Here is a 22,052-nt window from a genome sequence, read left to right on the forward strand (position 1 = left end):
GGGAGCCCCATGCAGAAGAAAACCGCCTGTCCCCTGGACTGTTACGATGCCTGCAGCGTCATCGTCGACGCGGGCAAACTCAAAGGGGATAAACTCCATCCGTACACTCACGGTTATCTCTGTCCCCACCTGAACCACTTCAAGAAACGCGAACGCATCGCCGAGCCGAAGCTGAGGGGCGAAGTCGTCTCGATGGAGACGGCGCTGGCGCATCTGGAGACGTTGGTACGCGACGCCCGCGAGGGTAACGGGATTCTGCATTACCGCAGTTCCGGGAACTTCGGCCTGATGCAGGGAGTGACGGACCACTTCTTCGCTTCCGTGGGCGCGGCACTGACAAAGGGCTCGCTCTGCGACGGGGCGGGAGAGGCCGGTGTCGTCGAAGGGCGCGGGGCAAACCGCGCCCTGCCGCCCGAACAGATCGCCGAGGCCGATGTCGTCATGGTCTGGGGGCGGAACGTCCCCGTGACCAACTCCCACCTACTTCCCTTCCTCAAGGGCAAGGAGCTCATCGTCGTCGATCCCGTCCGGACGGCCTTCGCCGAGAGCGCGGATATCCATATCCAGTTGAAGCCCGGCGGGGATCTCTATTTCGCGATGCTGCTGGCCCGCTTTATCGTGATCGAGGGGATGTATGATGCCGAGTACCTGGCCGAACACGGCGAGGCGTTCGAGGAGTACTACGAGCTGACGCAGACGGTGCGGATCAAAGCCGCCTTGGACAGCATCGGGCTGGGGCTGGGTGATATCGGCCGTGTCCTGGAGCGGCTGAAGGGCAAAAAGGTTGCCATTCTGGTGGGCACCGGCGTGCAGAAGTACCGCCACGGCGACGAAGTGCTGCGCGCCATCGACGCCATCGGTACGCTGCTGGGGCTCTTCGGGAAACCGGGCTGCGGCGTCAGTTTCCTGGGCAGTTCGTCCAGCGGCATCCCTTCGCCTTTCGCGGCGGCCCGCCGGTTCGAGTCCAAGGCCGCGGCGGCCTTTTCCGATTACGATCTCGTCTTTGTCCAGGGGGCCAACCCGGTGGCGCAGATGCCGGATACGAGGCGGGTTGTAGACAGCCTCTCCAAGGCGGGGCACGTCGTCTATTTCGGACTCTATGAGAACGAGACCTCGGCGATGGCTGAACTGGTCATCCCTGCCAAGACTTTCCTGGAAAAACGCGACGTGCGCACCGCCTACGGCCATAACGCGATGCTGGAGATGCCCGAGTGCGAAACGGGCGAGACCGGCATCAGCGAGTACGCGCTCTGTACGGCGCTCTGTACGGCGTTCGACGTGCCCCTCGAGAGCGAAGCGTACTACCTTGAGCACTTCCTCGCCTGCGGGGAAGCGAAGGATGATAAAACCCTTGTCAAGGGGCGGGAAGCGCTCCCGTACGCCGAGGGATTCGACACCGATGACGGGCAGTTTTTATTCCTAGAGGAGTATGATTTCGATTTCGATATGGAGGAGGATTATTTCCTCGTCTCCCCGAAAAGTCCCCGAAGCCTCAACTCCCAGTTCGACCGGGAGTCGCGGGTGTTCATGCACCCGGAGTGCGGTTTCGAGGAGGGGGCGTCGGTACGGCTCGTTTCGGAGCAGGGGAGCCTGGAGCTGCCGCTGGCCTATGACGACCGGCTGTTGGCCGACTGCGTCCTGGTCTATGCCGGGACGCCGGGGGTGAATAATCTCACCACATCCCTGCGCAGTTTCGCAGGAGAAAACGCCTGTTACCAGGCAAACAAAATCAAGGTGGAAGCATGTTAGATACGATCAAGTCCATGGACGAGCAGTTTGTTCTGCCGACCTACGCACGGCAGGATATCGCTTTTGTCAGTGGTGAAAACGCACGGTTAAAAGATACGGAGGGCAAGGAGTATATCGACTTTACCTCCGGTATCGGCGTCGTCAGCGTCGGCCACGGGAACCCGGTGGTCACCAAGGCAATCTGCGAGCAGGTGGGGCGCATTACCCACATTTCGAACCTCTACCGCATCGAACCGCAGGCCGAGTGTGCGCGCCGCATCGTCGAGCGCAGCGGCTACGACATGAAGTGCTTCTTCGGCAACAGCGGGGCCGAGGCGAATGAGGGGGCGATCAAGATCGCCCGCAAATACGGGGAGGTCGACGGGCAGGTGAAGCGCTACAAGATCATCACCCTCGAGCACTCCTTCCACGGCCGCACGATCACCGCGCTCAAGGCGACGGGGCAGGAGGCGATGCACAACTATTTTGGTCCCTTCCCCGACGGTTTCGTCTACGCCAAGTCCATCGACGAGATCGAGGGGCTCATTGACGACCATACGGTCGCGGTCATGATCGAACTGGTTCAGGGCGAAGGCGGGGTGCAGCCGCTCGATCGCGAAAAGGTCCAGGCACTGGCGGCGATGCTCAAGGCAAAAGACGTGCTGCTGATGGTCGACGAAGTTCAGACGGGGATCTATCGTACGGGCGAGTTCCTCGCCTCGAACCTCTACGGCATCGAACCGGACGTCATCACCCTGGCCAAAGGGGTAGGCGGCGGGGTCCCCATCGGGGTCGTCATGACGGCGAAGAAGGATATTTTCGCCCCCGGCGACCACGGGTCGACCTTCGGGGGGAACTACCTCTCCACCGCGGCGGCCAATGCCGTTCTGGACGTGCTCGAAGCGTACAAGGAGAGCGGGAAGCTCGACGAAGCCTTCCTCTATTTTGAAACGGAGCTCAAAAAGCTCTTTGAAGAGTATCGCGGCCTCTTTACCGATGCGGTCGGTTTCGGCATGATGCGCGGCCTGCGGGCGAAGGATGCCGACACCCTGGCCCGCGTGATCGCCAAGGCACGCGAAGAGGGGGTACTGGTCCTCAAAGCGGGGCGGAATACGCTGCGGTTCCTGCCGCCGCTTACTATCAGCCGGGAGGAAATGGATGAGGGGTTTACACGCCTTCGCCGCGCTCTGGCTGCTCTCTAGCGGTCTTTGCGCCGCCGAGCAGAACGCGACGGTCCTGTTCGGTACGCAGCAGCGCTCCGGGGCCGACCGTCAAAGCGTCTCCCTCGAAGCCTACCTCTCCGAACTCAAGCGCAAAGCCTTCGGGTACGACTACGCCAAGACCGAAGAGGAGAGCGCGAAGCTGCGCGACAGCTGGATCCAGCCGGCACTGATCAACTACACCCTCACCCGCCAGAATCCCTATAATGAGCGCGGAGCGCCGGAGACCCAGCAGGAGAGTGCTTCGATCGCCATCGACCAGCCCATCTTCCGCAGCGGCGGGATCTACTACGGTATCAAGTATGCCCAGGCGTCGCGCGACGTCGGCATGCTGACCATCGCCCAGCAGGAGCGCACGCTGATCAAGCAGGCGGTCGACCTGCTGATGCAGATCAAGCAGTCCGAACTGGGCATCGCCAAGCAGAAGCTGCAGGTGGACAATACCGAGATCAACCTGCTGCAAAAGCGCGAACAGTATATGAGCGGGCAGCTGGACTCGGGTTTCCTGAACAATGCCATCATCGAGCGCAACCTTGCCAAGCAGGCGCTGCTGGACCTGCAGACGGCCCAGGCGAAGCTGGTCAGCGCTTTCGAGAGCATCAGCGACCTCGATTACCGTGACGCCAAGATTCCTTTTCTCGCATCGGTGGACGAGGCGCGCTTTATGGACGGAACGATCGACCTTGCCCTGGCGCGGCAGCAGCGGGCGCAGGAGGGGTACAACAAAGCGGTCACCCTTGCATCATACCTGCCGAGTATCAGCCTGCAGGGGAGTTACAACTGGCAGAAGCGGGAGTCGATCATCTACATCAACGGATCGTACGTTCAGTCCAACCCCTCCGAAACGTCTTACTACAGCTACGGCCTCAAGGCCTCCATGCCGATCGACGTCAACAGCATCAACGATTACGAGGCTTCACGGCTCGCTTACCTCAAGTCAAAAGTCACCATCGACGACACCAAACGTGCGCTGCGGGCCCTCTACGAGCAGGTTGTCGAGAACCTCAGGAACATCGACGCGAAGATCGCACTCTCCCGGGAGAACGAAGCGCTTTACGCGACGCTGCTGCACGATACGCAAGAGCAGTACGGGGTCGGGTTGAAGACACAGTACGACGTCGATCTGCTGGCCAATTCCCGGCAGATCGAGAAGCTCAGCCAGCGCAGTTACGAAATCGACCGCCAGCGCGAGCTGCTGAACCTGTATGAAAAGCTGAGCGATCCCGAATCATGAGATTCAGCGAGTACATGACGGAGTGGCTCTATGCCGAAGACGGCTACTACGCGACCTACCGTCCCATCGGGAAACAGGGGGATTTCTACACGGCCGTCAGCGCGTCGAAGTTTTTCGGCGGCACCATCGCCAAGCACCTGATCGACGTGATCGACGAAGGGTTCCTCAGTCCGAACGCGACCGTCTGTGAGATCGGGGCGCACCACGGCTACCTGCTCGCGGACATTGTGGAATTCATCTACACCCTGCGCCCCGAACTGCTGAAGAGCCTCTCCTTTGCCATCGTCGAGCGGTTTGAACATCTGCGGGAGCAGCAGCGGCGCTATTTCGCCGACGCTTTCGGCGACGCCGTCACGCTGCGGCAATATTCGGCACTGGACCAGATGCGCGTTGAAGAGGCGTTCTTCGTGGCCAACGAGATCTTCGACGCCTTCCCCTGCGAACTCTATTACAAGGGCAAGACGGGGCGGGTCGAAAACCACGAGGTCATCTTCGATCTCGATGACGCCTGGGTCAAAGCGAAGGCAGAGCAGTTCCACAAGGACCGGGGAGAAATCGCCGTCGGGTACGAGGATTTCGCGCGGGAGATGGCCGCGGCGGCAGGACAAAGCGAATTTATCACCTTCGACTACGGGGAGATGCAGGCGCGGCCGGACGTCTCATTGCGGGTCTACAAAGAGCACGAGGTGTTCCCCTTTTTCGATGAGGGGCTTGAGCGTGCGGCAGCTTTCAAAAAAAGCGATATCACCTACGACGTGACCTTCGCCCACGTCAAGGAGGCGTTCGAAGCCGCCGGGATGCCGATGGCGGAGTACGCGACGCAGATGAAAGCTTTGGTGGAGATGGGCATCCTGGAACTGATGGAGATCTTAAGAGCGAATGCAGACGAAAAAGTCTATAAACAGGAACTTGAAAAGGTCAAGACGCTGATCATGCCGCAGTTCCTTGGGGAACGTTTTAAAATGATTCGATTCAGAAAGGAGAGAGCGTAATGGAAATCATCATCAACGGAGAGACGCGTACCGTCAAGGAAGATACCCGTCTTGGCGCACTGCTCGACGAGATGGGCCTTCGGGAAAAAGTCATGGCCGCGGCCATCAATATGGAGATCGTCAAACAGGAGCTTTGGGATACGCACGAGCTGCACAATAACGACCGTCTCGAACTGCTTGACTTCGTCGGCGGAGGCTGAAGCCGCCAGCTGACGAGGCACTGAGGAGCTGCCGATGGAAAACGGAAACGCCCTGAACCGGTACGCACGGCTTGCGGGGATGGCCTGGCTTGTCGTCATCCTCACCGGTATTACCGCGGAGTTTTTCCTGCGGATGCCGCTGATCGTGGCGGGAGACGCGGCGGCCACGGCGTCGAATATCCTGGGGGCGGAGGGAGCGTTCCGCCTCAGCATCGTCGCCGACATTATCATGCTCCTGTTTGACGTGACGGCCGCCGTGGCACTCTACCTTCTTTTTCGCCCGGTCAATCAGTTGCTGGCCCTGCTGGCGACCGCTTTTCGGCTTGTGATGGGCGCCGTGCTGGCCGCCAACCTCACGGCACTGACTTCCCTCCTTTCCGTTTTGCACGGGACGGACTCCGCGGCACCTTCCATCGTTCAGCAACTGCTTGATGCCCATGCAAGCGGCTACGCGATCGGACTCGTCTTTTTCGGTCTGCACTGTTTCATCCTCGGTGCCTTGATTCTCAAATCCCGTTACCTTCCCCGGCTGCTGGGGATAATGCTGATGATCGCGTCTCTGGGCTATCTCATCGACAGTTTCGCCCACCTGCTGCTCCCGCAGGGATCGGCGCTTTTGGCAATGATGGCACAGACGCTGATTGCACTGGCCTTGTTGGCGGAAGTGTCGCTCTCTTTATGGCTGCTGGTAAAAGGGGTGAGGGCATAACGCGGGGAAAGCAGGCAGCGGATGCAGGCATCCGCGCCTCTCATATTTACGGTTGTGCCGGTTCGACACACGCTTCGTCACAGAGGGGGCAGTTTGATGTCGCGGTCGCCCTGACCTCGGTGCCGTTAAGCGGCTCGGTACCGATCGCTACGACAGTGTTGCTGTGCGAGTTGTTGATCGCGCATTCGGAGACCGTCGCTGTGGGGTGGTAGGTGCTGCTGAAGCTTTCGCACTGGGTCCGGCCCTGCGGGTCGTCTGCCGGGTAGAGGGCATCGTAATCGAACATCTCACCGGACTTGTCGTCGGTGACGTGAATGTTGGTGAGGAGGGTGCCGTTTTGTTCGTTACAGACCCTGCCTTCGTAATCGACGCGGACGACGACTTGGCCCCCGCGCGTTTCGAGTTTCTGTTTACAGGTTTTCGTGATGGAGATCGCCGGGTTGAGCGTGACCTTCTGACAGGTTGACTGCGCCGTTTCCGGTGCCATAGAGTACTCGCCGATATAACCGGTCGCAGTGATCGTATTGGTCGGCGGGTTGAGGTAGGAGTTGACCGTATAGCTGTAGCTTCTTGATTCGCCCGTCGCCAGGTCCGTCATGTCGCTGAGGGTCGGATCGTCGCTGGGATCGTCCGGGCTCCCCGCATCGTCTTTAAACTCGATACGGTCGATCGTACCGAAGCCTTCGTTGGTGACCGTATACTTGAAGGTATGGTTGATCGTGATGTAGTCGGAACGTTCGAGTTCGGAGGAGAGACACTCTTTGTAAATACTCAGTTTACAGGTATCGAGATTGCCGCTGACGAAGTCCTTGAGCTGGGCGTTGACGCGGTGGGATGAACGCGTCTCCATCAAAAAGGAGCTGAAGCAGGGGACTGCATTTTCAAAGATCCAGCTGAGATTGATCCCCCCTTCGAAGAAGCTGTTTTCGGGATAGGTGTGTTCGGGCATGCCGTCGACGAGGGATTTGGGGGTGTAAGTGTCCCAGGCTTGCGTCGGACTGCCGTTGGAGGTGGCGAAGTAGTAGTTGTCTCCCCCGCCCTGGCCCTCGAAGATGAGCTTCAGGTTGTCTTTTTGCGTGGTATCCCACTCGTAGAGTTTGACGTGCGCCTGCGCACCGCCCTGCACGAACTCGGCAAGCATCAGCACGTCGCCGTTTTTATGGGTGCCCGAAAAGGTGCCGTCAGGTTTCGGGGCGACACGGTCCTGGAAAAACCACACACCCATCTCTGCCGAACCGTCCGTGGAGTAGCGGTCGCCCATCAGGTAGACGATCAGTTCGCCGTTGGCATTGTAGGCTGCGGCGGCGGAGTGGAGGATCTCATCCTTGTCGGGGACCGAACCGTCCGTCCAGCGCCACTGGTTGACATTGCGCACGTCCTTCGAACCGCCGCCGGTGAAGATGCTCATGCCGAGCCCGTCTGCAATGATGCCGCTGTCGCTGAAGGCGCTGTCGAGTCCGTTGGCGATATCCTGCCAGTCGTCTCCGGGGACGGCCGCTTCACTGATGATATTCCCGTCGAGTTCAAATTGACCCGTCGCATGGGGCTTTTCCCACGCGAATGCATTGGCAGCGGCGCCAAGCAGCAGTGTTGCGGCGAGGAGGTTTCTCCACTTCCGCCCATTCAATGTGATCTGTTTCATTTTCGGAACCTTTTCACTTGAGGGGCAGGGACAGCGTAGGATAACGATGTGTTTCCCCTGAGCCTATTGGCTTCTAAAGCCAAACCGTTTCATTTCTTCCATAACTAAATATTATTCCTGAAGAGCTTAAGAACCGATAAGCACAAAATTGAACTTGTGAAAGAGAGCTGCCATGACGGGCGCGCGAAAGCGCTTTTTTTCAGGCGGAGGGAGGGGTCTTGAGGAGGGATTTTAGTTCGCTCCCTTCGATGAATTCGACGGCTATAAGGCGCTGGGCGACGGTCTCAATCAGCGCCCAGTGCGTATCGATGACCTCTTTGGCCCTGGCAGTGCCCTCCGCGATCCAGACGGCGATGCGCGATTGCAGTTGAGTGTCAAAGAGGGTGTTACTGACATTTTGTTGCAGCATCTCGATACTGATGTTCTGCAGCTCGCTGTCCATACCGTATTGGGCGACGGCGCTGTAGGCGTAGAGGGTTGCCTGCTGCAGGTCGTTATAGGCACCCGTTTCGATCCCTTCCCCCTCGCCGTACTGTTTGACGGTCGCCAGGCGCCCCGCCAGCGAGACGGCGATGTTGGCACGCAGTTCATCCGCGCTCATGTTCGCCTGAAGCTGCTCCTGGGTATAGGAGACGAGCCCGAGGGTCTCGCTGCGGGGAATGACGGTGACCTGTTCGATCTCGACCTCGGGCAGGAGCACCATGGAGGTGACGGCATGGGCCGCTTCGTGGTAGGCGCTGCGCTGCAGGTCCTCTTCGAAGTTCTTGAGGCGTTTCTTCTCAAGACGGCTGCCGTATTTGATGGTGTTGATCTGGTCGATAATAATCTGTTCGTCCAGTGTGGCTTTGTTCTGCTTGATCGCCTCCAGCGCGCAGGCTTTGGCGATGCGGCCGAGCTCGTAGCCGTTCATGCCGCTCATATAGCGGGTAATGCGTTCGATATCGATCTTTTCATGGGGTTTTTCAAGGAGCTGTTTGGCGAAAAAGAGTCGGGCTTCCCTGTCGAGTTCCGGCACCTCCACAAACTGGTCGATACGGCCCGGATGCATCAGCGCCGCGGGCACCTCCTCTTTGTGCTGTGCCGTCATCACGGTGAAGACGAAGTTTTCCGGCGAGTCCGGACTCCCGTCGATCGCCGCGTCCAGCGCCTCGGTCGGAATCGGCGTGTAGTTGCCTTCGATGATCCCCTTGACGTCGACGTTGTCGAGAATGACCAGGAGCGGGGCGGCCTGACGGGCCCGCTGGAATGCCGCCTCGATCAGCTCTTCGTTGAACAGGTCGCTGCCGCGCAGGTAGAGGTAGGGGAGTCCGGCTTCCTTGGCAAAGGCTTTGACGAGCAGGGTCTTGCCGACCCCTTCGGGGCCGTAAAGCAGCAGCCCCTTGGGGAGGGTGATCCCGAAGGTTTTCAACCCCCGGTCGTTATGCAGCAGCGCCACGAGGGAAGCGAGCTGCTGTTTGACGCGGTTCTGTCCGGCGATGGCGTCGAAACCGGTGCGGCCCACCGGGTGGATGGTCAGGCGGTCGCTCTGCGTGCTCAGGGGGGTGATCTCCTGGGAGTGCTCTTCGATGTCGCGCAGGCGAAGTTCCGTGCACTCTTTGCCGACGTGGCGTTCCCAGTTCAGGCTGAAACGGCGGTCGTATTTGCCGAAGGCTTTCAGGTCCGATTCGTCGGCAAAGGTGCTGCGCAGCCAGTTGCGCGCATCTTTGGAGACGTCAAGAACGATGCGGCCCGTTTCGGGCATGTCCGCAGCGGCGAGATCGAAGAGGTAGGCCGGGAGACGGTGCGCTACCCGTGTCGTATTGAGGTAGGGGGAGAAGGAGAGCAGCAGTGCGAGGGCAAGCTCGGAAGGGTGCCGCACTTCGAGGGGAACGGGCCGGAAAGTGTTCCAGTGCGCGGCTGCGGTTTGCAGGATCTGTTCGGTGATGGCCCGAAGCGTCTGCAGGTCGTGGGGGTAGAGGAGGATAAGATCCGTTTCGCTCATGACGTTGAGCAGTTCCGGGTCGAAAAGGGCACGGAGGATGCCGCTCTCATCGGGCATCCCCGTGGTGGCCAGCCCCTCGTAGAGATGGGCCTGTTCCAGCAGCGGCTGGTCGTAATAGCGGTCGAGGAACTGCTTGTCGACCCATTCGGGGGATTTGATCTTGAAAAGAAGTACGAAGAGCGTACGGCCGTACCGCTCCGACGCCCCCGGCGCACCGTCGGTAATGATGGCGGCGACGGCGCGCTGAATCGCATGATCGGCTTCGTCGATATCCTCGAAGACGATCGCCCCCTCCGGATGCTCGGTGACCCAGCGCGTGAGAATGCCCTTCGTTCCCAGCAGCCGTTCGGCATCGTCGGCGAAGGCGAATTCCCCCATGTGCAGGTGCAGTCGCTCGCGTCCCAGATGGGCGAGCGTCTGCAGCATCATCAGCTTTTTCCCGGAAGCGGGAGGCCCGGCGATCACGAGGAGGTCGGCGACGCCCCCGAAATGGGGGCACTGCCCGAACCGCCCCAGCCACTGTTCCAGCAGTGCTGCCGGTCTTTCCTGCCCCTTGGAGGCCAGATCGGTTATTGTCGTATCCATTCGAATATTATAGGGAGTTTTTGCCTTCAAGTGCAACGACGGCGATGGCGAAGCCGCCGTCGTGGGTGATGGAGAGGGAGACGTCGGTAATGCCGAAACGTTCGCGGACCGTGTCGGAGAGGGCGAGCTGAGGGGCGCCGCGATCGGTTTTGGTGATAACGATGTCGTGGAAACCGCACTCGCCGCCGATGCCGCACCCCAGCGCCTTGGCGCAGGCCTCCTTGGCGGCCCAGAACCCTGCGGCGGTATGGGGCCTGCCTACGAGGGCAATCTCATCGGGGGAGAGAAAGCGCTGCAGTGCCCGTTCGCCGTGACGCGTGATCATCCCTTCGATGCGCTCGATTTTGACGAGGTCGATGCCGATCATAGCTGCTCGTAGTCGTCGATCTGATGCTGTTTGCCGAGGTCGCTCAGCGGCACAAAGCTTTTTATCTCGGGGTCGTAGTAGCGGATGTGCCCTGTTTCGATATCGTAGTACCAGCCGTGGATAAAGAGCTTCTCCTCTTTGACCATTTTGTTGACATAGGGATAGGTGAGGAGGTTCTCGATCTGGGAGAGGATGGAAAGCTGCTCGGTGAGGCGAAGCAGCGCTTCGCGGTCCCCGTCCATTCCCAGGGTGGCGACCGCGTTCTCTTTTGCCTTCATCCCCAGGGAGAGCCATTTGCGCGTATGGATCAGCCCGGGGTCGCTGATCTCTTCGTAAAGCGCCTGGCAGGCGCCGCAATGGGTGTGGCCGCAGATGATGATCTCGGAGACCTTGAGGACGCTGACGGCATATTCGATTGCCGTGGCGGTGGCATGGAAATCTTCGTCGGGCTTGTAGACGGGAACGAAATTGCCGACGTTGCGCATGACAAAGAGGTCACCGGGTTTGCTCTGGATCATCAGGTCGGGGATGACGCGGGAGTCGGAGCAGCCGATAAAGAGGGCTTTCGGACTCTGCCCCTCTTTGGCGAGGCGGAGGAGTTCCGCTTCATGCTCTTTGAAATAGACCTGTTGAAAGAGTTCGTTCCCTTCGGCGTATGTCTGCATGGGAGATGATTAGAGTTGACAGCGCTCGATGTTGAGCATCTTCATCAGTTTCTCGAAGATGGCGCCTGCTTCACGGTCGTAGTCGTCGTGATACTCCACTACGATCAGCTTGCGTCCGCCGGCGCTTTCGGTCAGGTAGACGCTGCGGTCGAGCTTATGCTCTTCGTGGATCTGCGCCAGGGCGGCATTGATCTCTTTATACTGCTCTTCCGTATCGTAAGCCAGTGTGATTTTGGTGTAGCGCTCTTCGCCTTTGTAGTCCGCATCAATGCATGGTGCTGCCATAGGAATCCTCTGCCGTTTATCTTTGGGTTGATTATACTGAAACTCTTTTGAAGGAAGCAAATCGCGGGGGCGTTTCGCGGCCGGGGCACTCAACGTGCTTCGATTCTGACCTCCAGGTGGGAAGCGGCGGTGTCGGCGAGGATTTTCTCCAGATCGGGTCGACGGTCCGGGGAGGAGGGGAGGGCCGTCAGCTGCCCCATCAGCAGGCTGAAAAGCTGCACGGTACTCTGGCCGCTGCGGTTTGTGACGTTGATCTCCAGGGTGTCGGCCCGGCCGCGCAACAGGGCGGAGAAGGCCGATTCCGCCTCGGTGATCCAGCGCGTCAGGGTGGGACTGTAGGCGAACTTATTGCGTTTGCGTTCGAAGGCGCGGTGCAGCAGGGTGTCGTACTGGCCGATATAGGCGGCGAAGCGTTTGTCTTTTTCGAGCAGGGAGCGGTAGGCCCGGCCGTCGGCGCTGCTCTGTGCATGCAGAGCATGGAAGAGAAGATCGGGGTAACCGGAATGCGGAGGCTTTCGTGCCGGGGTAAAGAGGGCCGAGGCGTTGCGGAGCGTGACGTGCAGCGTCAGGGTGTCGTGGTTCCCGTTCGCGTTGTCGTTGCGGGAGGTGAAACGGGTGTCGATGGTGTCGTTCCCCTCATACACGGTCGTGAGCGCCAGGCGGCCGGAAAACGGGGAGGCGAACTGCTCGGCGTAGAGGGCATGCAGCCTTTTGCCCACATAATCGGCTCTGACGGTGTCGTTGGTGTCGAACCAGGCTTCGAACAGGTAGGGGGCCGTGGCGTCGCTGCTCTCCGTCGCGTTCGTCTCGAGGGTGGCCCCGGCGTAGTCGAGCGAGACGCTGCCGAGGACGCGTTCGGCGAAGGCGGCCCCCTTTGCCGTACGCTTCATCCTGTTGGCGAAATGGAGGGTGTCGATGTGCAGATGGGCCTGGGGATCATACTGGTCATAGTCGAAATCCGAGACGTCAAGCTGTTCGAGATTGCCGACAAGGGCCCGTTCCAACGCATCTTTTCGGGGGGTCGACGGCGGGGCGAAATAGGGCTTTTCGGCGGCAAGGTGCTGTTGCTGCAGACGTTCTAACTCTTCCACCTCCTTCATTGCGGCGTCAAAGGCCTCTTTTTGCAGCAGCACCCCCAGCGCCTTGTTGAACGATGCGGTTGCCGCTTTGAAGGCGGTGACGGCGGTGCGGTTGGCATCGCGCTCCTCTATTCGTTGGCGCTGCGCCTTGCAGACAAACTGCGTGCGCTCAGCGCGGCATGCCGGGATGAGCCTGCCCTCGGAGCGGTAGGTAAGGTAGCGGGTGAGATTCACCGTGGGATCGTCTACTGCTTTGGGGACTGGAACGGCGAAGAGCAGCGCTGCAGGCAGAAGCAGTGCCGGGAGAAGATAGGGGGTCATGGCGCTTCCTTGAACTCCTATTGTACTTCAAGAAAGCCAATAAGCCGTTCAGTCGGCGACAGGGAGGTAGGCATATCCTTCATTCTGTTTTTCGATCAGGCCGACGCCGGCGTTGAGCACGGTTTCGATGCCGGGGTAAATATCCTTGGCGTCGATTTTTTTCTTGGTCATCCCCGCCTGGCACATCAGAAATGTCACCTCGTAGGTCTCGGCGAGGGCGGCGATGCGTTTGGCCAGTTCCGGGGCGGCTTTGAGCAGTTTCGGGTCCTTGGCAAAGTCGAAGTGTGCCGGATCTTTGAGAAAGAACTTGTAGGCGTTGCCGTGGATGACGACGGCGACGTCGAGCTCTTTGAGCTGGTTCTCAAAATAGGTCTTGTGGGCGACGATCCCTTTGAGAATCTTCTGTTCAAAGGTGTGCATGTCGCCGGTGGTCAGGTCGATGACGACTTTGGGGTTCTCCGCGCCAAAGAGCGAGAGGACGGTCAGCAGGATGAGAAAGAGTTTTTTCATGCAATCTCCTTGGTGAAGTGCATCATACCGGGGGAAAGTAAAAACTATGTAAAAAGGGGCGTTTAATGTCCGGTCCCCGAGGCTGCCTGCGGTTTGGGACGGAACAAACGTAGGAGTAGAAGAATGAATCAAACCAGTTCGGCAGGGAGGGGAGCCGAATCTGCAGGCAGCCTCGGGGACCGGACGGAGAGGTTACTCCGTCAGATCGCCCAGCAGCGTTTCAAAATCGTTCTGTGCTTTCATCAGTTCGGCCTTGGCCTCATCATCCTGGACGCGCGCGCTGCTCATCCAGTTGTAGACGCCGGGGAAACCGATAACGATCTTGTCTTCCCCTTTTTTCTTGTACATCATCATCGTACAGGGCGCGAAGGCCGAAGCCTGCGGGCGCGTCTTGGCGACGTTGTAGATCACCTTCAGCTTGCAGATGGAGTAGGTGTCGTAGAAATCGAAGGGGTTGTCGATGCTCTCATCCTCCCCGACGACCATTTCGAAATCGAGGGTGTTGGAGAGGACGAACCCTTTGGGACTGAGACCGCCCTGGATTCCCATGGCGAGTTCCTCTTTAACGTCATCGTACTCATCCTCTTCGACTTCGAGGCTGTAGGTCGAAACCAGCGGTCCCGACGCCGGGAGCGGGTTCTCGTTCTCGATCGCGACGGAGGCCTTCGGCATTGCTGATTCCAGCGCTTTCAGCGCCGCCGCCTCGATCTTTTTCAGGATCGGGTCGACGCTTTTGAGACCGATGATCTTGGCCATCGCTTCGGCCGTCAGGACGGAGACGTGCAGCTGCTTCTCGCCTTTGTGCTGGTAGATCCCGAAGCCCATCGGCACGAAAATGCCAGCATCGGGATACTTGACGACGAGCGTGCGGGAGAGATCCGTATGGTACGCCGTCAGCAGGTAAAAGACGTCGAAGTCGCTCTGCTGGAACTGGATGTTGAACGGTTTGTTCATCTCCGTATTGGCGGCGATGGTGAAGCCGTTGGCCGCAAGTGAACGTTCGATCACCTGCGGCAGATCGCTCGTGGGGTCGTTATCGACGCTGAAAATCCGCAGGTCGCCCTGGGCATGCAGTGCGATCACGGTCGAAAAGAGTAAAAACAGTATGTGTTTCATCATGGTGTAATCCTTACGGTTTGATATAGACCCAGCCATCTTTGACCCGTTCGATCATCTCGACGATGCCGGCGGTGACGACTTCGACGTCGTCGATGAGCTGGTCTTCGGTAATGTTTTTGGTGCGCATCGTGTTGCCGCAGGCGACAAAGGTGACGTCGTACAGCATCAGCGTGCGCACCCGTTCCGCAATTTTCGGGTCGTTCTTGAGCAGGGTGCGGATCCCTCCCGAATAGGCGACGATCTCCATCTGGACCTTTTCGGGGCCGTAGAACTTCAGCACGTTGTTGGCGGAGCTGAGGACATGGTTGATCGCCTCGTCGCTGCCCTCGGTCACCGAGAAAACGACTTGGCGTGGGTTGTCAAGGGCCGGTTTGGGATCGGCGAACTCCGTATCGGCGTTCAGCCAGAGGCCCCAGGCCAGCAAAATGATCAGAAAACGCATGTTACTCCTTTGTGCACGCCGAAGCGGTCAGTGCGGTGAAATCCTCCCGGTTCCAGGAGCCCGGGACGGTTTTGATGATGCTGCCGTCGGGCTGAAGGATGACGAAAGTAGGGGTCATCGGGACCCTCGCTTTGAAGGGAACGTCCCGCTTCGAGAGGTTGATCTTGACCGGGACGAAGCACCCTTCGACCCAGCGGCTCATGGCCCCATCGTTGAACACGGCCTGCTCCATGTCGTGGCAGTAGTGGCAGTCGTCGCGCACGAGGGCGGCCAGGATGTTCCTGCCGCTCTCGTGCGCTTCGGCCTTGCCCTGTTCCCAGCTGCGCCAGTCGACGGCGTCGGCGAGCAGCGGCAGCAGCAGCCACAGCAGCTTATTCATCGTCCCACTCCAGCATCCGGTAGGCCACCTCGACGTTTTGCGCATGCATCGTGTCATAGAGCGCGACACTGCGGAAAGCGTCGAGGCGGATCGTTTTGGTGGCCTCGGCGATGCCGATGCCCTCGTCGATGGCATCACGCACGCGGTCGCGCAGCTGCGTCAGGTAATCATAGGTCATTTGCAGTGCGTCGCCGTCGGTGCGCTCGCCGTGGCCGCCGATGATGTGTTTCAGCGGCATTGCCCGTATCATCTCCAGCGCGGCGATCCACCCGTGGAGGTCGCCGTCGCGCAGGGAGGGGATGCGGTCGTTGAAGACCAGGTCTCCGGCAAACAGCGTCTGCCGGGAAGGGAGGTAGACCAGGAGATCTTCCGCGGTGTGGGCGCGGCGGGTGAGGCGGATGATCCGGATCTCTTCGCCGTCGATGCGCAGGGTTTCATTGGTGTCGACGTAGCGGGTCGGCAGCGCGATTTCCGTGCCTTCATAGGCTTCGGGGCTGATGCGCTGCTGCATCCGCGTCTTTGCCGTGAGGCTGACCGCCTTGTTGAAGAGGCGGGGACCGATCACCTCGGCGCCCCGGGCTTCGAAAAAGCCGTTGCCCAGCCAGTGGTCGTCGTGCACATGGGTGTCGATGACCGGGCCGTTCTTCTGCGCCTTGATGCGCTGCATGACTGCAGCGGCCTCTTTGGCATAGGCGTAGGTCGGGCCGCTGTCGATGACGAGCCAGCGGTGGCCGGTATCGACGTAGCAGCTGTTGACCATGTTGCCGTTGTTGACGGTGTTCATCACCTCCGGCTTTCCGAAAAAACAGTAAATACCCCGGGCGACACTGACCGGTTCGAGATGGTACTCGAACGCCAGTGCCGATGTGATGCCAAGCCACACAGTCCAGAGCATTTTCATCTGTCAATCCTTCTTAGAAGAGGTAGTTCAGCTCGAAGCGGTATTCGTTGTAGGAGTCTTTGTCATACCCCGCTTCACGATCTTTGGCATCGACCAGGCCGATGCGGACTTTGGCTTCGAGCCCCGGAATCGCTTTGACCTTTTCGATCAGGTCGATATGGATAATGTTGCTGTCCGCCTGGACACCGGCCGCCTGCTTGTCCTCGTCGAAGTCCTGCATCGCGTAACGGACCATCGCGCTCAGACCGGAGACCAGGTTGGCCTTGTCGAAATTGAAGTTGACCTGTGCTGCCGTCGTCTTGGTATTGGCATACCAGTTGTACTGTGCCATCGCACGGGTATAACCGCCGGTCGGGAAGCCGCGCCACGGCGCGACGATATCCGCTTCATCGGCGACGGCGGAGTAGGCGACCATCATTTTAAGCGGACCGGTTTCCGCGACGAGACGCGCCATCCAGAGGCTGGAGTCGAGGCTGTCAGGCGTATCGTAGCCCTTGGTGTTGTCAAAGACGGCCGTACCGCCCGTCCAGTCGACGAGGGTCCCTTTGAGGGAGGCACCACCGACCTTACCGCCGCCGTCGTCCATCTGTTTCATGTAGCGGGCACCCGGCGTGATCTTCCAGCCTCCGAGCGGAATGGCATAGTTGATCTCGCCGGTCAGAGAGCTGACGACGCCCGGGACGCCGCCGTAGGTCAGGTCAAGCTGCAGGTTCTTGATGGATTTGTTCTGCACGTCGGCGACGATCAGCGAATGGGTGATATCCTCTCCCGCCGCGCGGAAGTTGTTGACGCTCAGACCCTTGTGGACCGCGGAGTCGTCGTTGCCGTTCCACTGCGTTTTGACGCTTGTATTGGAATCATCAAAAGTGAGGACGTCGTGGAACGTCTCATGGTCGCGCAGCTTCTGCTGGTAGAACCAGGCACCGCGGATCCGTGTCTGCGGAAGCTCTTTGGTCGTGAAGGAGTAACCCTCGAAGGTGTTCGGGATCATCTTCGTGTCGTTGGACTTGGTCAGGAAACTCTCGAAGATCTGACGGCCGGCGACGAAGGAGGTTTTGGAGATGTCATACTGGACATAGGCCTGCGCCAGCGTCGCAAAGCCGTATCGTCCGAGACGGTTGACGTTGTAGCGGCTGGTCGTATCCTTGCCCGCCTTGAGGTAGCCGATGTTCGCCTCGGACATGCGCTCGCCCGGGAACGGTTCGTCGGTATAGTACAGACCCGCACCGGCGCTCAGGCCATAGAGGGAGGCGGTTTTGTAGATTAGGTTACCGCCGAGCCCCAGGGCACGGTTGTCCTTGTTCTTCGTCTGCGCCGTATCATCGTTTTTCCAATCCCAGTTGAAGGAGTTGACGCGCAGGCGGCCGTAGACGACCCCCTTGGCAAACATATCGGTGATGGTATCCGCTTTGCCTGGGAGCACGTTGTAGACCTCCATCATGTTCCCTTTCAGGGAACGTTTGGGGGTGAATGCCTCGCCGTCGGCGGCAGAGGCACTGCTCGTCAATGTACAGGCCAGCGCGGCCGCTGCGGCAGTCGAAATGAATTTCATTGATTTAATATTAGCCATTTACTCATCCTTTTTTCAATGTAAAAGAGAGATAATGTCAGCGGTGATGAACGAATGTCCCCGTGACACTATCACTGGCTGGCGGCAGGTAGCAGCTGCCGCCGTCTTGTCCTCAGACACCTACTCCCACGACACCGTGACGGTGCCGACCGTGCAATCTCTCAGCAGCCTCCCCCCTTGGAAGGACAACCGCAATCGTAATCCAGCAGTTTGACATTGCCCGCATTGCTGACATCCACCACTTTTTTGCGGCGGATATAGTCGCGGACGACATCATAGACGGGACGGATCTTCTCTTTTTGGAGATGCTCGCCCGCATTTTGGAGGTTGCCCCCCCATGACGAAACGACATAGGTCCGCTTCGGATCGATCGGTTTGCCCCCCACAAGAAGATTGCTGATACGCTTGCCGCGGGCGTTGCCGACGGCGATGTCATAGGTCACCCCGCCGAGGCGGCTCATATCGCCGCCCTGCTGGTAGAGCGGGTTGGCGTTGAAGACGTTGTCGGCGATATCTTCAAGCAGGTTGGCGATACGTTCGCCTTTCAGCTCGAAGGTGTAGACGTTGGGATAGGTGATCCCGCACATCTCGTAGACGTTGTCCATCAGGATGTCGTCTCCCGGAAGGACCGTCGTTCCCCACCGGTAGCCCGGCGTGAAGGAGATGTCGCATTTCATCTCATCCATGATCGCGTCATTAATGAGCTGGTCGAAGGTCGAGAAAAAGGTGTCGCGCTTGTAGAGCAGCCCCTTCGTTTTCCCCAGCACTTCGTTGAACTCCTTGTCAAAGGGCGCATAAAGCTCCGCGACGAGCTTTTCGCCCGCGGGATCCGCCGGAATGATGTTCGAAGCGACCGGGATGAGCTTGTACTCATACCCTTTGACCTTGTGGTCCCGGATGTCGATATCGAGGCGCCCGACGTATTTGCCGTGGCTGCCCGCGATGACGATGACCGTGCCGTCGATGACAATCGGTTTCGGGGAGGGGTCGTGCGTATGGCCGCTGAGGATAAAGTCGATCCCGTGGACCTTGCGCGCCACCTCCTGGTCGACGCTGAAACCGTCGTGCGACAGCACGACGACACAGTCGACCTTCTGCTCGTTACGGAGCTCGTCGACATACTCCTGCAGGGTATCAAGCCGCAGCCCGAAGCTCCACCCCTCGGTGAACTCTTTGGGGTTCGCCGTCGAGGTGAACGGGAAAGACTGGCCGATAATGCCGATCTTCGCCCCGTTGCGCTCTTCGATGGTGTAGGGTTCGAAAATCAGCTCTTCGTACTCCTCGGAGAAGGGGTCGTCCCCGATAATGTTCTGGGAGACGAACTTCGCATCGAGTTTGTCAATAAGCTCTTTGACCCGCTCTTTGCCGTAGGTGAACTCCCAGTGGCCGACCATGACGTCGACGCCGAGGTAGTTCTGCGCCTTGACGATGGCTTCGCCCTCTGTCTTCAGCGCGACGCCGGTGCCCTGCCAGGTGTCGCCGGAGTCGAGCAGCAGGACTTTCTCCTTGCCGCGCTGGCGTTCGACCTCGTCGATCAGGGTTTTCATGTGGGCGATGCCGCCCATCTTCCCGAATTTGCGTGCCAGGGCGGCAAAATCCATGTGGGTGTCGAAGTAGGCGTCGAGGGAGCTGGGCTCCAGTCCGTAGTGCTTGGCAAAGGCTTCGCCGCAGAGGAAACCGGGCGTCCCCACGAGGTTCGGCGCCGAGATCAGCGTCGAAGGCTCGCGCCAGTAGAGGGGCTTGATGTGCGCATGCAGGTCACAGATGTGCAGCAGGGTCACATTGCCCGTATCTTTGAAGTCATACAGATCCGCGAGCGAAATGTCCGCAGGGTTTTTTCCCCCGACGGTCGTCGCGTAGCCGTTGGAAACCGTCACCAGTCCCAGGGCCGCGGCGATCTGCAGAAAGTCTCTTCTTGAAATATCCATTCATCTGTCCTTTAGCGTTTCAGGCCGGGGATCGCGATCGTTTTGTTCTTGGCTTTCGCGAGATTGGTGACATAGACCTCAAGGCCCACCATCTCATCCGAACCGATCGGGAGCACCGCCAGCAGGGCGTTTTTCATACACCCCTGGAAGCGGCGCTGCAGGGTGCGCAGGGAGGACTTCGTCATCCGGTACGCCGGCCAGGTTGCGCCGGCGCCCGCTTCGCCCAGATCCGGCAGGGGCTGGGTGCGCAGTACGGAACCGACAATGTCGGCGGAGTGGCAGCTGTTGCACGAAAGCCCGCGGCCGCCGCGCGCCGTCATAAAGACCTCTTCGCCCAGCTTGTAGGCGGCCTTCATCTGCGGGTTGGCGTTGACGTCGATCGCCACCGCTTCCTCGTTGGCCAGCGATTTGGCGTAGGCCAGCATCGCAAACATCTCTTTGCTGCTGAGCTTGAACGGTTTATGGCCGTTCTGGGCCATCAGCGCCTGCATCACCTGGTCGACACCGAGGACGGCGTCAAACGGTTTGATATAGCGGGGGAAGCCGGCGATGTACGCGGGGAGCTTTGCTTCGGAAATGCCCAGGAACTTCGCCAGGCCGGCGTCGCCGCCGCAGTTTTCTTCCACGAGCTCACCGCCCCATTCGACGTCCATCTCCGCCGGGTTGTTCTCCAGCAGTTCCGCATAGAGCGCGCGGTCGGCGTCGCTCATGGCGAACTGCTCACCGCCCATGGCCAGCGTGCCGCAAAGCAGGGTGGCCGCAATGATTGATGTAACTTTCATGGCTCAGCCTTTCGGTTTGAGTTTTTTCGACTTCTCTTGGACTTCGCCGGTGTTGGTCTTGTAGACGACTTTCAGTGTCCCTGCAGCGGGCACTTTGAAATTGATCGTGAAGACCGGGTTCGTCGAAACGGATTCCCAGACCTGCATCGTCGTGAACGGGGTGTCGTTGAAGAAGAACTTCACCTCGGTGATGTAATCGGCGGGCACGATCTTGCCGCTTTTCTTGTCTTTGCGCATCCCGGTTTCCATCGGGTGCATGACCATGAAGTTGACCTTGACGACGTCGCCGCTTTTAAACTTTTTCGGTTTGATTTTAATCAGTGATTTTCTTTCTGCCATTGTCTATCCTTTTTTGATGATACTCGGGTCTGAAGCGGCGATCAGCCGCAGCCGCCGATCGTGACTTTGACGCTCTGTTTCGCGCTGAGGAATTCGCCGGTGCTTGTTTCGGCGACGACGAGGACATCCTGGGAGCTGCCGAGCTTGATCCGTGTCGCGAACATCGCCGCGCCGTTGGCCGGTGTCAGCATGATGTCGGCACAGCGGACGTTGCTGTTTTTCGTGGCGAAGATGTGGATCGCTTTGACGTAGTCATCCGGTGTCATCGGGGAATCGACTTCAACCGTGACGGGAACGACGGCGCCGTTTTCCGCGATCTCAGGCGCTTTGAGGTGCACCTTTTTCGAAGGCGTGACGGCCTTGCCGCCGGTAATGGCCTTGAGGGCCGCGTCGATGTTCATCGTGTTGGGGCCCTTGGGCGCTTCCGCCGCGAGCAGGCTCTGCGGGGTGAGGGTTGCTGTTGCTGCCGTGGCCGCTGCGGCCAATCCGATACGTTGTAAGAAACTTCTTCTTTGCATGGGTTCTCCTTTAGTGTTTAATGGAAACGATATATGAGGTGATGTCGCAGATTTCACGTTCGGTAAAGAGACCGGTCGTGAGGTTGATCGTCATGTGCGTCTTCGGGTTATCGACACGCGCGTCGGCGATTTTCTGGTAGACGAACTGGTTGTCACGGGTACCCGTTTCAATGAAAAATGCATGGTAGTTTGTCAGGTCCGGACCGATATTTCCGGCGCCTTTGGCCCCTTCGATATTGTGGCAGGCGACACAGTTGCCGTACTGCTTCGGTGAGCCGTTCGCATTCTTTTTTGACAGGCCTGCAGGCAGTTTGCCTTTGGCTTTTTCTCCATTGAGGTTATGGAAAATGTATGCGCCCCGGGCGATCGCGTCCTTGTCGTCCGTGATACACCCCGCTGGCATCGTGTAGGCCTTGGCCGGGCCGAACAGATCCTTCTGGATGATCGACGCCGCTTCGGGCCGCTCGATGGCATCGGACAGGTTGGCGGCGAACGCTACACCCAGACCGATGGTCGTACTGAGTAACAGCCATCTCTTCATCGTGTTTCTCCTTGC

Annotated in this window: 23 protein-coding genes; 6 read left to right on the forward strand and 17 right to left on the reverse strand. The window is 59.1% G+C overall.

Annotated elements, in window-relative coordinates; all coding sequences use genetic code 11:
• Nucleotides 1–9: 9 nt before the first annotated feature.
• The 6 genes from WCY31_RS03650 to WCY31_RS03675 are packed head-to-tail and all read left to right on the forward strand — an operon-like array spanning nt 10 to nt 6,083.
• Nucleotides 10–1,749 carry a molybdopterin-dependent oxidoreductase gene (locus WCY31_RS03650; protein WP_345973165.1) on the forward strand — a complete coding sequence of 580 codons (1,740 nt, stop codon included), beginning with the start codon at nt 10–12 and terminating at the stop codon, nt 1,747–1,749.
• The gene (locus WCY31_RS03655; protein ID WP_345973166.1) at nt 1,743–2,930 is read left to right on the forward strand and encodes an aspartate aminotransferase family protein; all 1,188 of its coding nucleotides are present in this window, start codon (nt 1,743–1,745) and stop codon (nt 2,928–2,930) included. Before WCY31_RS03650 ends, WCY31_RS03655 begins: the two co-directional genes overlap by 7 nt.
• A complete protein-coding gene (locus WCY31_RS03660; RefSeq protein ID WP_345973168.1) occupies nt 2,887–4,182 on the forward strand; it encodes a TolC family protein in 1,296 nt (431 codons plus the stop codon). The genes WCY31_RS03655 and WCY31_RS03660 overlap by 44 nt, the downstream gene beginning before the upstream one ends.
• A complete protein-coding gene (locus WCY31_RS03665; RefSeq protein WP_345973170.1) occupies nt 4,179–5,174 on the forward strand; it encodes an SAM-dependent methyltransferase in 996 nt (331 codons plus the stop codon). Before WCY31_RS03660 ends, WCY31_RS03665 begins: the two co-directional genes overlap by 4 nt.
• A complete protein-coding gene (gene thiS / locus WCY31_RS03670; RefSeq protein ID WP_231020478.1) occupies nt 5,174–5,374 on the forward strand; it encodes a sulfur carrier protein ThiS in 201 nt (66 codons plus the stop codon). Before WCY31_RS03665 ends, thiS begins: the two co-directional genes overlap by 1 nt.
• Before the next feature lie 34 nt (nt 5,375–5,408).
• Nucleotides 5,409–6,083, forward strand: a complete 675-nt coding sequence (locus tag WCY31_RS03675; RefSeq protein WP_345973171.1) for a DUF4386 domain-containing protein — start codon at nt 5,409–5,411, stop codon at nt 6,081–6,083.
• A 46-nt stretch (nt 6,084–6,129) separates the two neighbouring features.
• Here the strand turns inward: WCY31_RS03675 and WCY31_RS03680 are convergent, their stop codons facing one another.
• The 17 genes from WCY31_RS03680 to soxX form a co-directional block, all read right to left on the reverse strand.
• Nucleotides 6,130–7,725 carry a hypothetical protein gene (locus WCY31_RS03680; RefSeq protein WP_345973173.1) on the reverse strand — a complete coding sequence of 532 codons (1,596 nt, stop codon included), beginning with the start codon at nt 7,723–7,725 and terminating at the stop codon, nt 6,130–6,132.
• 199 nt (nt 7,726–7,924) lie between these two features.
• Nucleotides 7,925–10,291, reverse strand: coding sequence for an AAA family ATPase (locus tag WCY31_RS03685; protein WP_345973175.1), 2,367 nt, complete (start codon nt 10,289–10,291; stop codon nt 7,925–7,927).
• 7 nt (nt 10,292–10,298) lie between these two features.
• Nucleotides 10,299–10,658: a holo-ACP synthase gene (gene acpS / locus WCY31_RS03690; RefSeq protein WP_345973177.1), complete on the reverse strand. Its 360-nt coding sequence runs from the start codon at nt 10,656–10,658 to the stop codon at nt 10,299–10,301.
• Nucleotides 10,655–11,323, reverse strand: coding sequence for a carbonic anhydrase (locus WCY31_RS03695; RefSeq protein ID WP_345970923.1), 669 nt, complete (start codon nt 11,321–11,323; stop codon nt 10,655–10,657). Before WCY31_RS03695 ends, acpS begins: the two co-directional genes overlap by 4 nt.
• A gap of 9 nt (nt 11,324–11,332) precedes the next feature.
• Nucleotides 11,333–11,608, reverse strand: a complete 276-nt coding sequence (locus tag WCY31_RS03700; RefSeq protein WP_231020484.1) for a hypothetical protein — start codon at nt 11,606–11,608, stop codon at nt 11,333–11,335.
• Between the two features lie 89 nt (nt 11,609–11,697).
• On the reverse strand, nt 11,698–13,008 hold the full coding sequence (locus WCY31_RS03705; RefSeq protein ID WP_345973179.1) for a hypothetical protein: 1,311 nt from the start codon (nt 13,006–13,008) through the stop codon (nt 11,698–11,700).
• Nucleotides 13,009–13,056: 48 nt separating this feature from the next.
• Nucleotides 13,057–13,518, reverse strand: coding sequence for a DsrE family protein (locus WCY31_RS03710; RefSeq protein WP_345973181.1), 462 nt, complete (start codon nt 13,516–13,518; stop codon nt 13,057–13,059).
• 192 nt (nt 13,519–13,710) lie between these two features.
• Nucleotides 13,711–14,637, reverse strand: a complete 927-nt coding sequence (locus WCY31_RS03715; RefSeq protein WP_345973183.1) for a DUF302 domain-containing protein — start codon at nt 14,635–14,637, stop codon at nt 13,711–13,713.
• A 10-nt stretch (nt 14,638–14,647) separates the two neighbouring features.
• Nucleotides 14,648–15,079 carry a DsrE family protein gene (locus WCY31_RS03720; protein WP_345970927.1) on the reverse strand — a complete coding sequence of 144 codons (432 nt, stop codon included), beginning with the start codon at nt 15,077–15,079 and terminating at the stop codon, nt 14,648–14,650.
• A 1-nt stretch (nt 15,080) separates the two neighbouring features.
• A complete protein-coding gene (locus WCY31_RS03725) occupies nt 15,081–15,458 on the reverse strand; it encodes a thioredoxin family protein (RefSeq protein WP_345970928.1) in 378 nt (125 codons plus the stop codon).
• Nucleotides 15,451–16,359: an MBL fold metallo-hydrolase gene (locus WCY31_RS03730; RefSeq protein WP_345973185.1), complete on the reverse strand. Its 909-nt coding sequence runs from the start codon at nt 16,357–16,359 to the stop codon at nt 15,451–15,453. Before WCY31_RS03730 ends, WCY31_RS03725 begins: the two co-directional genes overlap by 8 nt.
• Nucleotides 16,360–16,372: 13 nt before the next feature.
• Nucleotides 16,373–17,929 carry an OprD family outer membrane porin gene (locus WCY31_RS03735; RefSeq protein WP_345973187.1) on the reverse strand — a complete coding sequence of 519 codons (1,557 nt, stop codon included), beginning with the start codon at nt 17,927–17,929 and terminating at the stop codon, nt 16,373–16,375.
• A gap of 161 nt (nt 17,930–18,090) precedes the next feature.
• Nucleotides 18,091–19,857: a thiosulfohydrolase SoxB gene (soxB, locus tag WCY31_RS03740; RefSeq protein WP_345973189.1), complete on the reverse strand. Its 1,767-nt coding sequence runs from the start codon at nt 19,855–19,857 to the stop codon at nt 18,091–18,093.
• Between the two features lie 11 nt (nt 19,858–19,868).
• Nucleotides 19,869–20,639, reverse strand: coding sequence for a sulfur oxidation c-type cytochrome SoxA (soxA, locus tag WCY31_RS03745; RefSeq protein ID WP_345973191.1), 771 nt, complete (start codon nt 20,637–20,639; stop codon nt 19,869–19,871).
• A gap of 3 nt (nt 20,640–20,642) precedes the next feature.
• A complete protein-coding gene (gene soxZ / locus WCY31_RS03750) occupies nt 20,643–20,978 on the reverse strand; it encodes a thiosulfate oxidation carrier complex protein SoxZ (RefSeq protein ID WP_231020494.1) in 336 nt (111 codons plus the stop codon).
• A 41-nt stretch (nt 20,979–21,019) separates the two neighbouring features.
• Nucleotides 21,020–21,496, reverse strand: coding sequence for a thiosulfate oxidation carrier protein SoxY (gene soxY, locus WCY31_RS03755; protein WP_345973193.1), 477 nt, complete (start codon nt 21,494–21,496; stop codon nt 21,020–21,022).
• A 10-nt stretch (nt 21,497–21,506) separates the two neighbouring features.
• The gene (soxX, locus tag WCY31_RS03760) at nt 21,507–22,037 is read right to left on the reverse strand and encodes a sulfur oxidation c-type cytochrome SoxX (RefSeq protein ID WP_231020496.1); all 531 of its coding nucleotides are present in this window, start codon (nt 22,035–22,037) and stop codon (nt 21,507–21,509) included.
• Between the last annotated feature and the right edge of the window lie 15 nt (nt 22,038–22,052).

The sequence above is a fragment of the Sulfurimonas sp. HSL3-1 genome, assembly GCF_039645995.1.
Lineage (GTDB): Bacteria > Campylobacterota > Campylobacteria > Campylobacterales > Sulfurimonadaceae > Thiomicrolovo > Thiomicrolovo diazotrophicus.

Excerpts from the sequence above, each read along its gene's own strand:
- WCY31_RS03665 (WP_345973170.1), top strand. The coding sequence starts at position 4,179 with ATGAGATTCAGCGAGTACATGACGGAGTGGCTCTATGCCGAAGACGGC.
- WCY31_RS03730 (WP_345973185.1), bottom strand. The coding sequence starts at position 16,359 with ATGAAAATGCTCTGGACTGTGTGGCTTGGCATCACATCGGCACTGGCG.
- WCY31_RS03660 (WP_345973168.1), top strand. The coding sequence starts at position 2,887 with ATGAGGGGTTTACACGCCTTCGCCGCGCTCTGGCTGCTCTCTAGCGGT.
- WCY31_RS03685 (WP_345973175.1), bottom strand. The coding sequence starts at position 10,291 with ATGGATACGACAATAACCGATCTGGCCTCCAAGGGGCAGGAAAGACCG.
- WCY31_RS03655 (WP_345973166.1), top strand. The coding sequence starts at position 1,743 with ATGTTAGATACGATCAAGTCCATGGACGAGCAGTTTGTTCTGCCGACC.
- WCY31_RS03680 (WP_345973173.1), bottom strand. The coding sequence starts at position 7,725 with ATGAAACAGATCACATTGAATGGGCGGAAGTGGAGAAACCTCCTCGCC.
- WCY31_RS03705 (WP_345973179.1), bottom strand. The coding sequence starts at position 13,008 with ATGACCCCCTATCTTCTCCCGGCACTGCTTCTGCCTGCAGCGCTGCTC.
- WCY31_RS03720 (WP_345970927.1), bottom strand. The coding sequence starts at position 15,079 with ATGCGTTTTCTGATCATTTTGCTGGCCTGGGGCCTCTGGCTGAACGCC.
- WCY31_RS03710 (WP_345973181.1), bottom strand. The coding sequence starts at position 13,518 with ATGAAAAAACTCTTTCTCATCCTGCTGACCGTCCTCTCGCTCTTTGGC.
- WCY31_RS03700 (WP_231020484.1), bottom strand. The coding sequence starts at position 11,608 with ATGGCAGCACCATGCATTGATGCGGACTACAAAGGCGAAGAGCGCTAC.
- WCY31_RS03695 (WP_345970923.1), bottom strand. The coding sequence starts at position 11,323 with ATGCAGACATACGCCGAAGGGAACGAACTCTTTCAACAGGTCTATTTC.
- WCY31_RS03735 (WP_345973187.1), bottom strand. The coding sequence starts at position 17,929 with ATGGCTAATATTAAATCAATGAAATTCATTTCGACTGCCGCAGCGGCC.
- WCY31_RS03725 (WP_345970928.1), bottom strand. The coding sequence starts at position 15,458 with ATGAATAAGCTGCTGTGGCTGCTGCTGCCGCTGCTCGCCGACGCCGTC.
- thiS (WP_231020478.1), top strand. The coding sequence starts at position 5,174 with ATGGAAATCATCATCAACGGAGAGACGCGTACCGTCAAGGAAGATACC.
- soxZ (WP_231020494.1), bottom strand. The coding sequence starts at position 20,978 with ATGGCAGAAAGAAAATCACTGATTAAAATCAAACCGAAAAAGTTTAAA.
- WCY31_RS03715 (WP_345973183.1), bottom strand. The coding sequence starts at position 14,637 with ATGATGAAACACATACTGTTTTTACTCTTTTCGACCGTGATCGCACTG.
- acpS (WP_345973177.1), bottom strand. The coding sequence starts at position 10,658 with ATGATCGGCATCGACCTCGTCAAAATCGAGCGCATCGAAGGGATGATC.
- soxY (WP_345973193.1), bottom strand. The coding sequence starts at position 21,496 with ATGCAAAGAAGAAGTTTCTTACAACGTATCGGATTGGCCGCAGCGGCC.
- soxX (WP_231020496.1), bottom strand. The coding sequence starts at position 22,037 with ATGAAGAGATGGCTGTTACTCAGTACGACCATCGGTCTGGGTGTAGCG.
- WCY31_RS03675 (WP_345973171.1), top strand. The coding sequence starts at position 5,409 with ATGGAAAACGGAAACGCCCTGAACCGGTACGCACGGCTTGCGGGGATG.
- soxA (WP_345973191.1), bottom strand. The coding sequence starts at position 20,639 with ATGAAAGTTACATCAATCATTGCGGCCACCCTGCTTTGCGGCACGCTG.
- soxB (WP_345973189.1), bottom strand. The coding sequence starts at position 19,857 with ATGGATATTTCAAGAAGAGACTTTCTGCAGATCGCCGCGGCCCTGGGA.
- WCY31_RS03650 (WP_345973165.1), top strand. The coding sequence starts at position 10 with ATGCAGAAGAAAACCGCCTGTCCCCTGGACTGTTACGATGCCTGCAGC.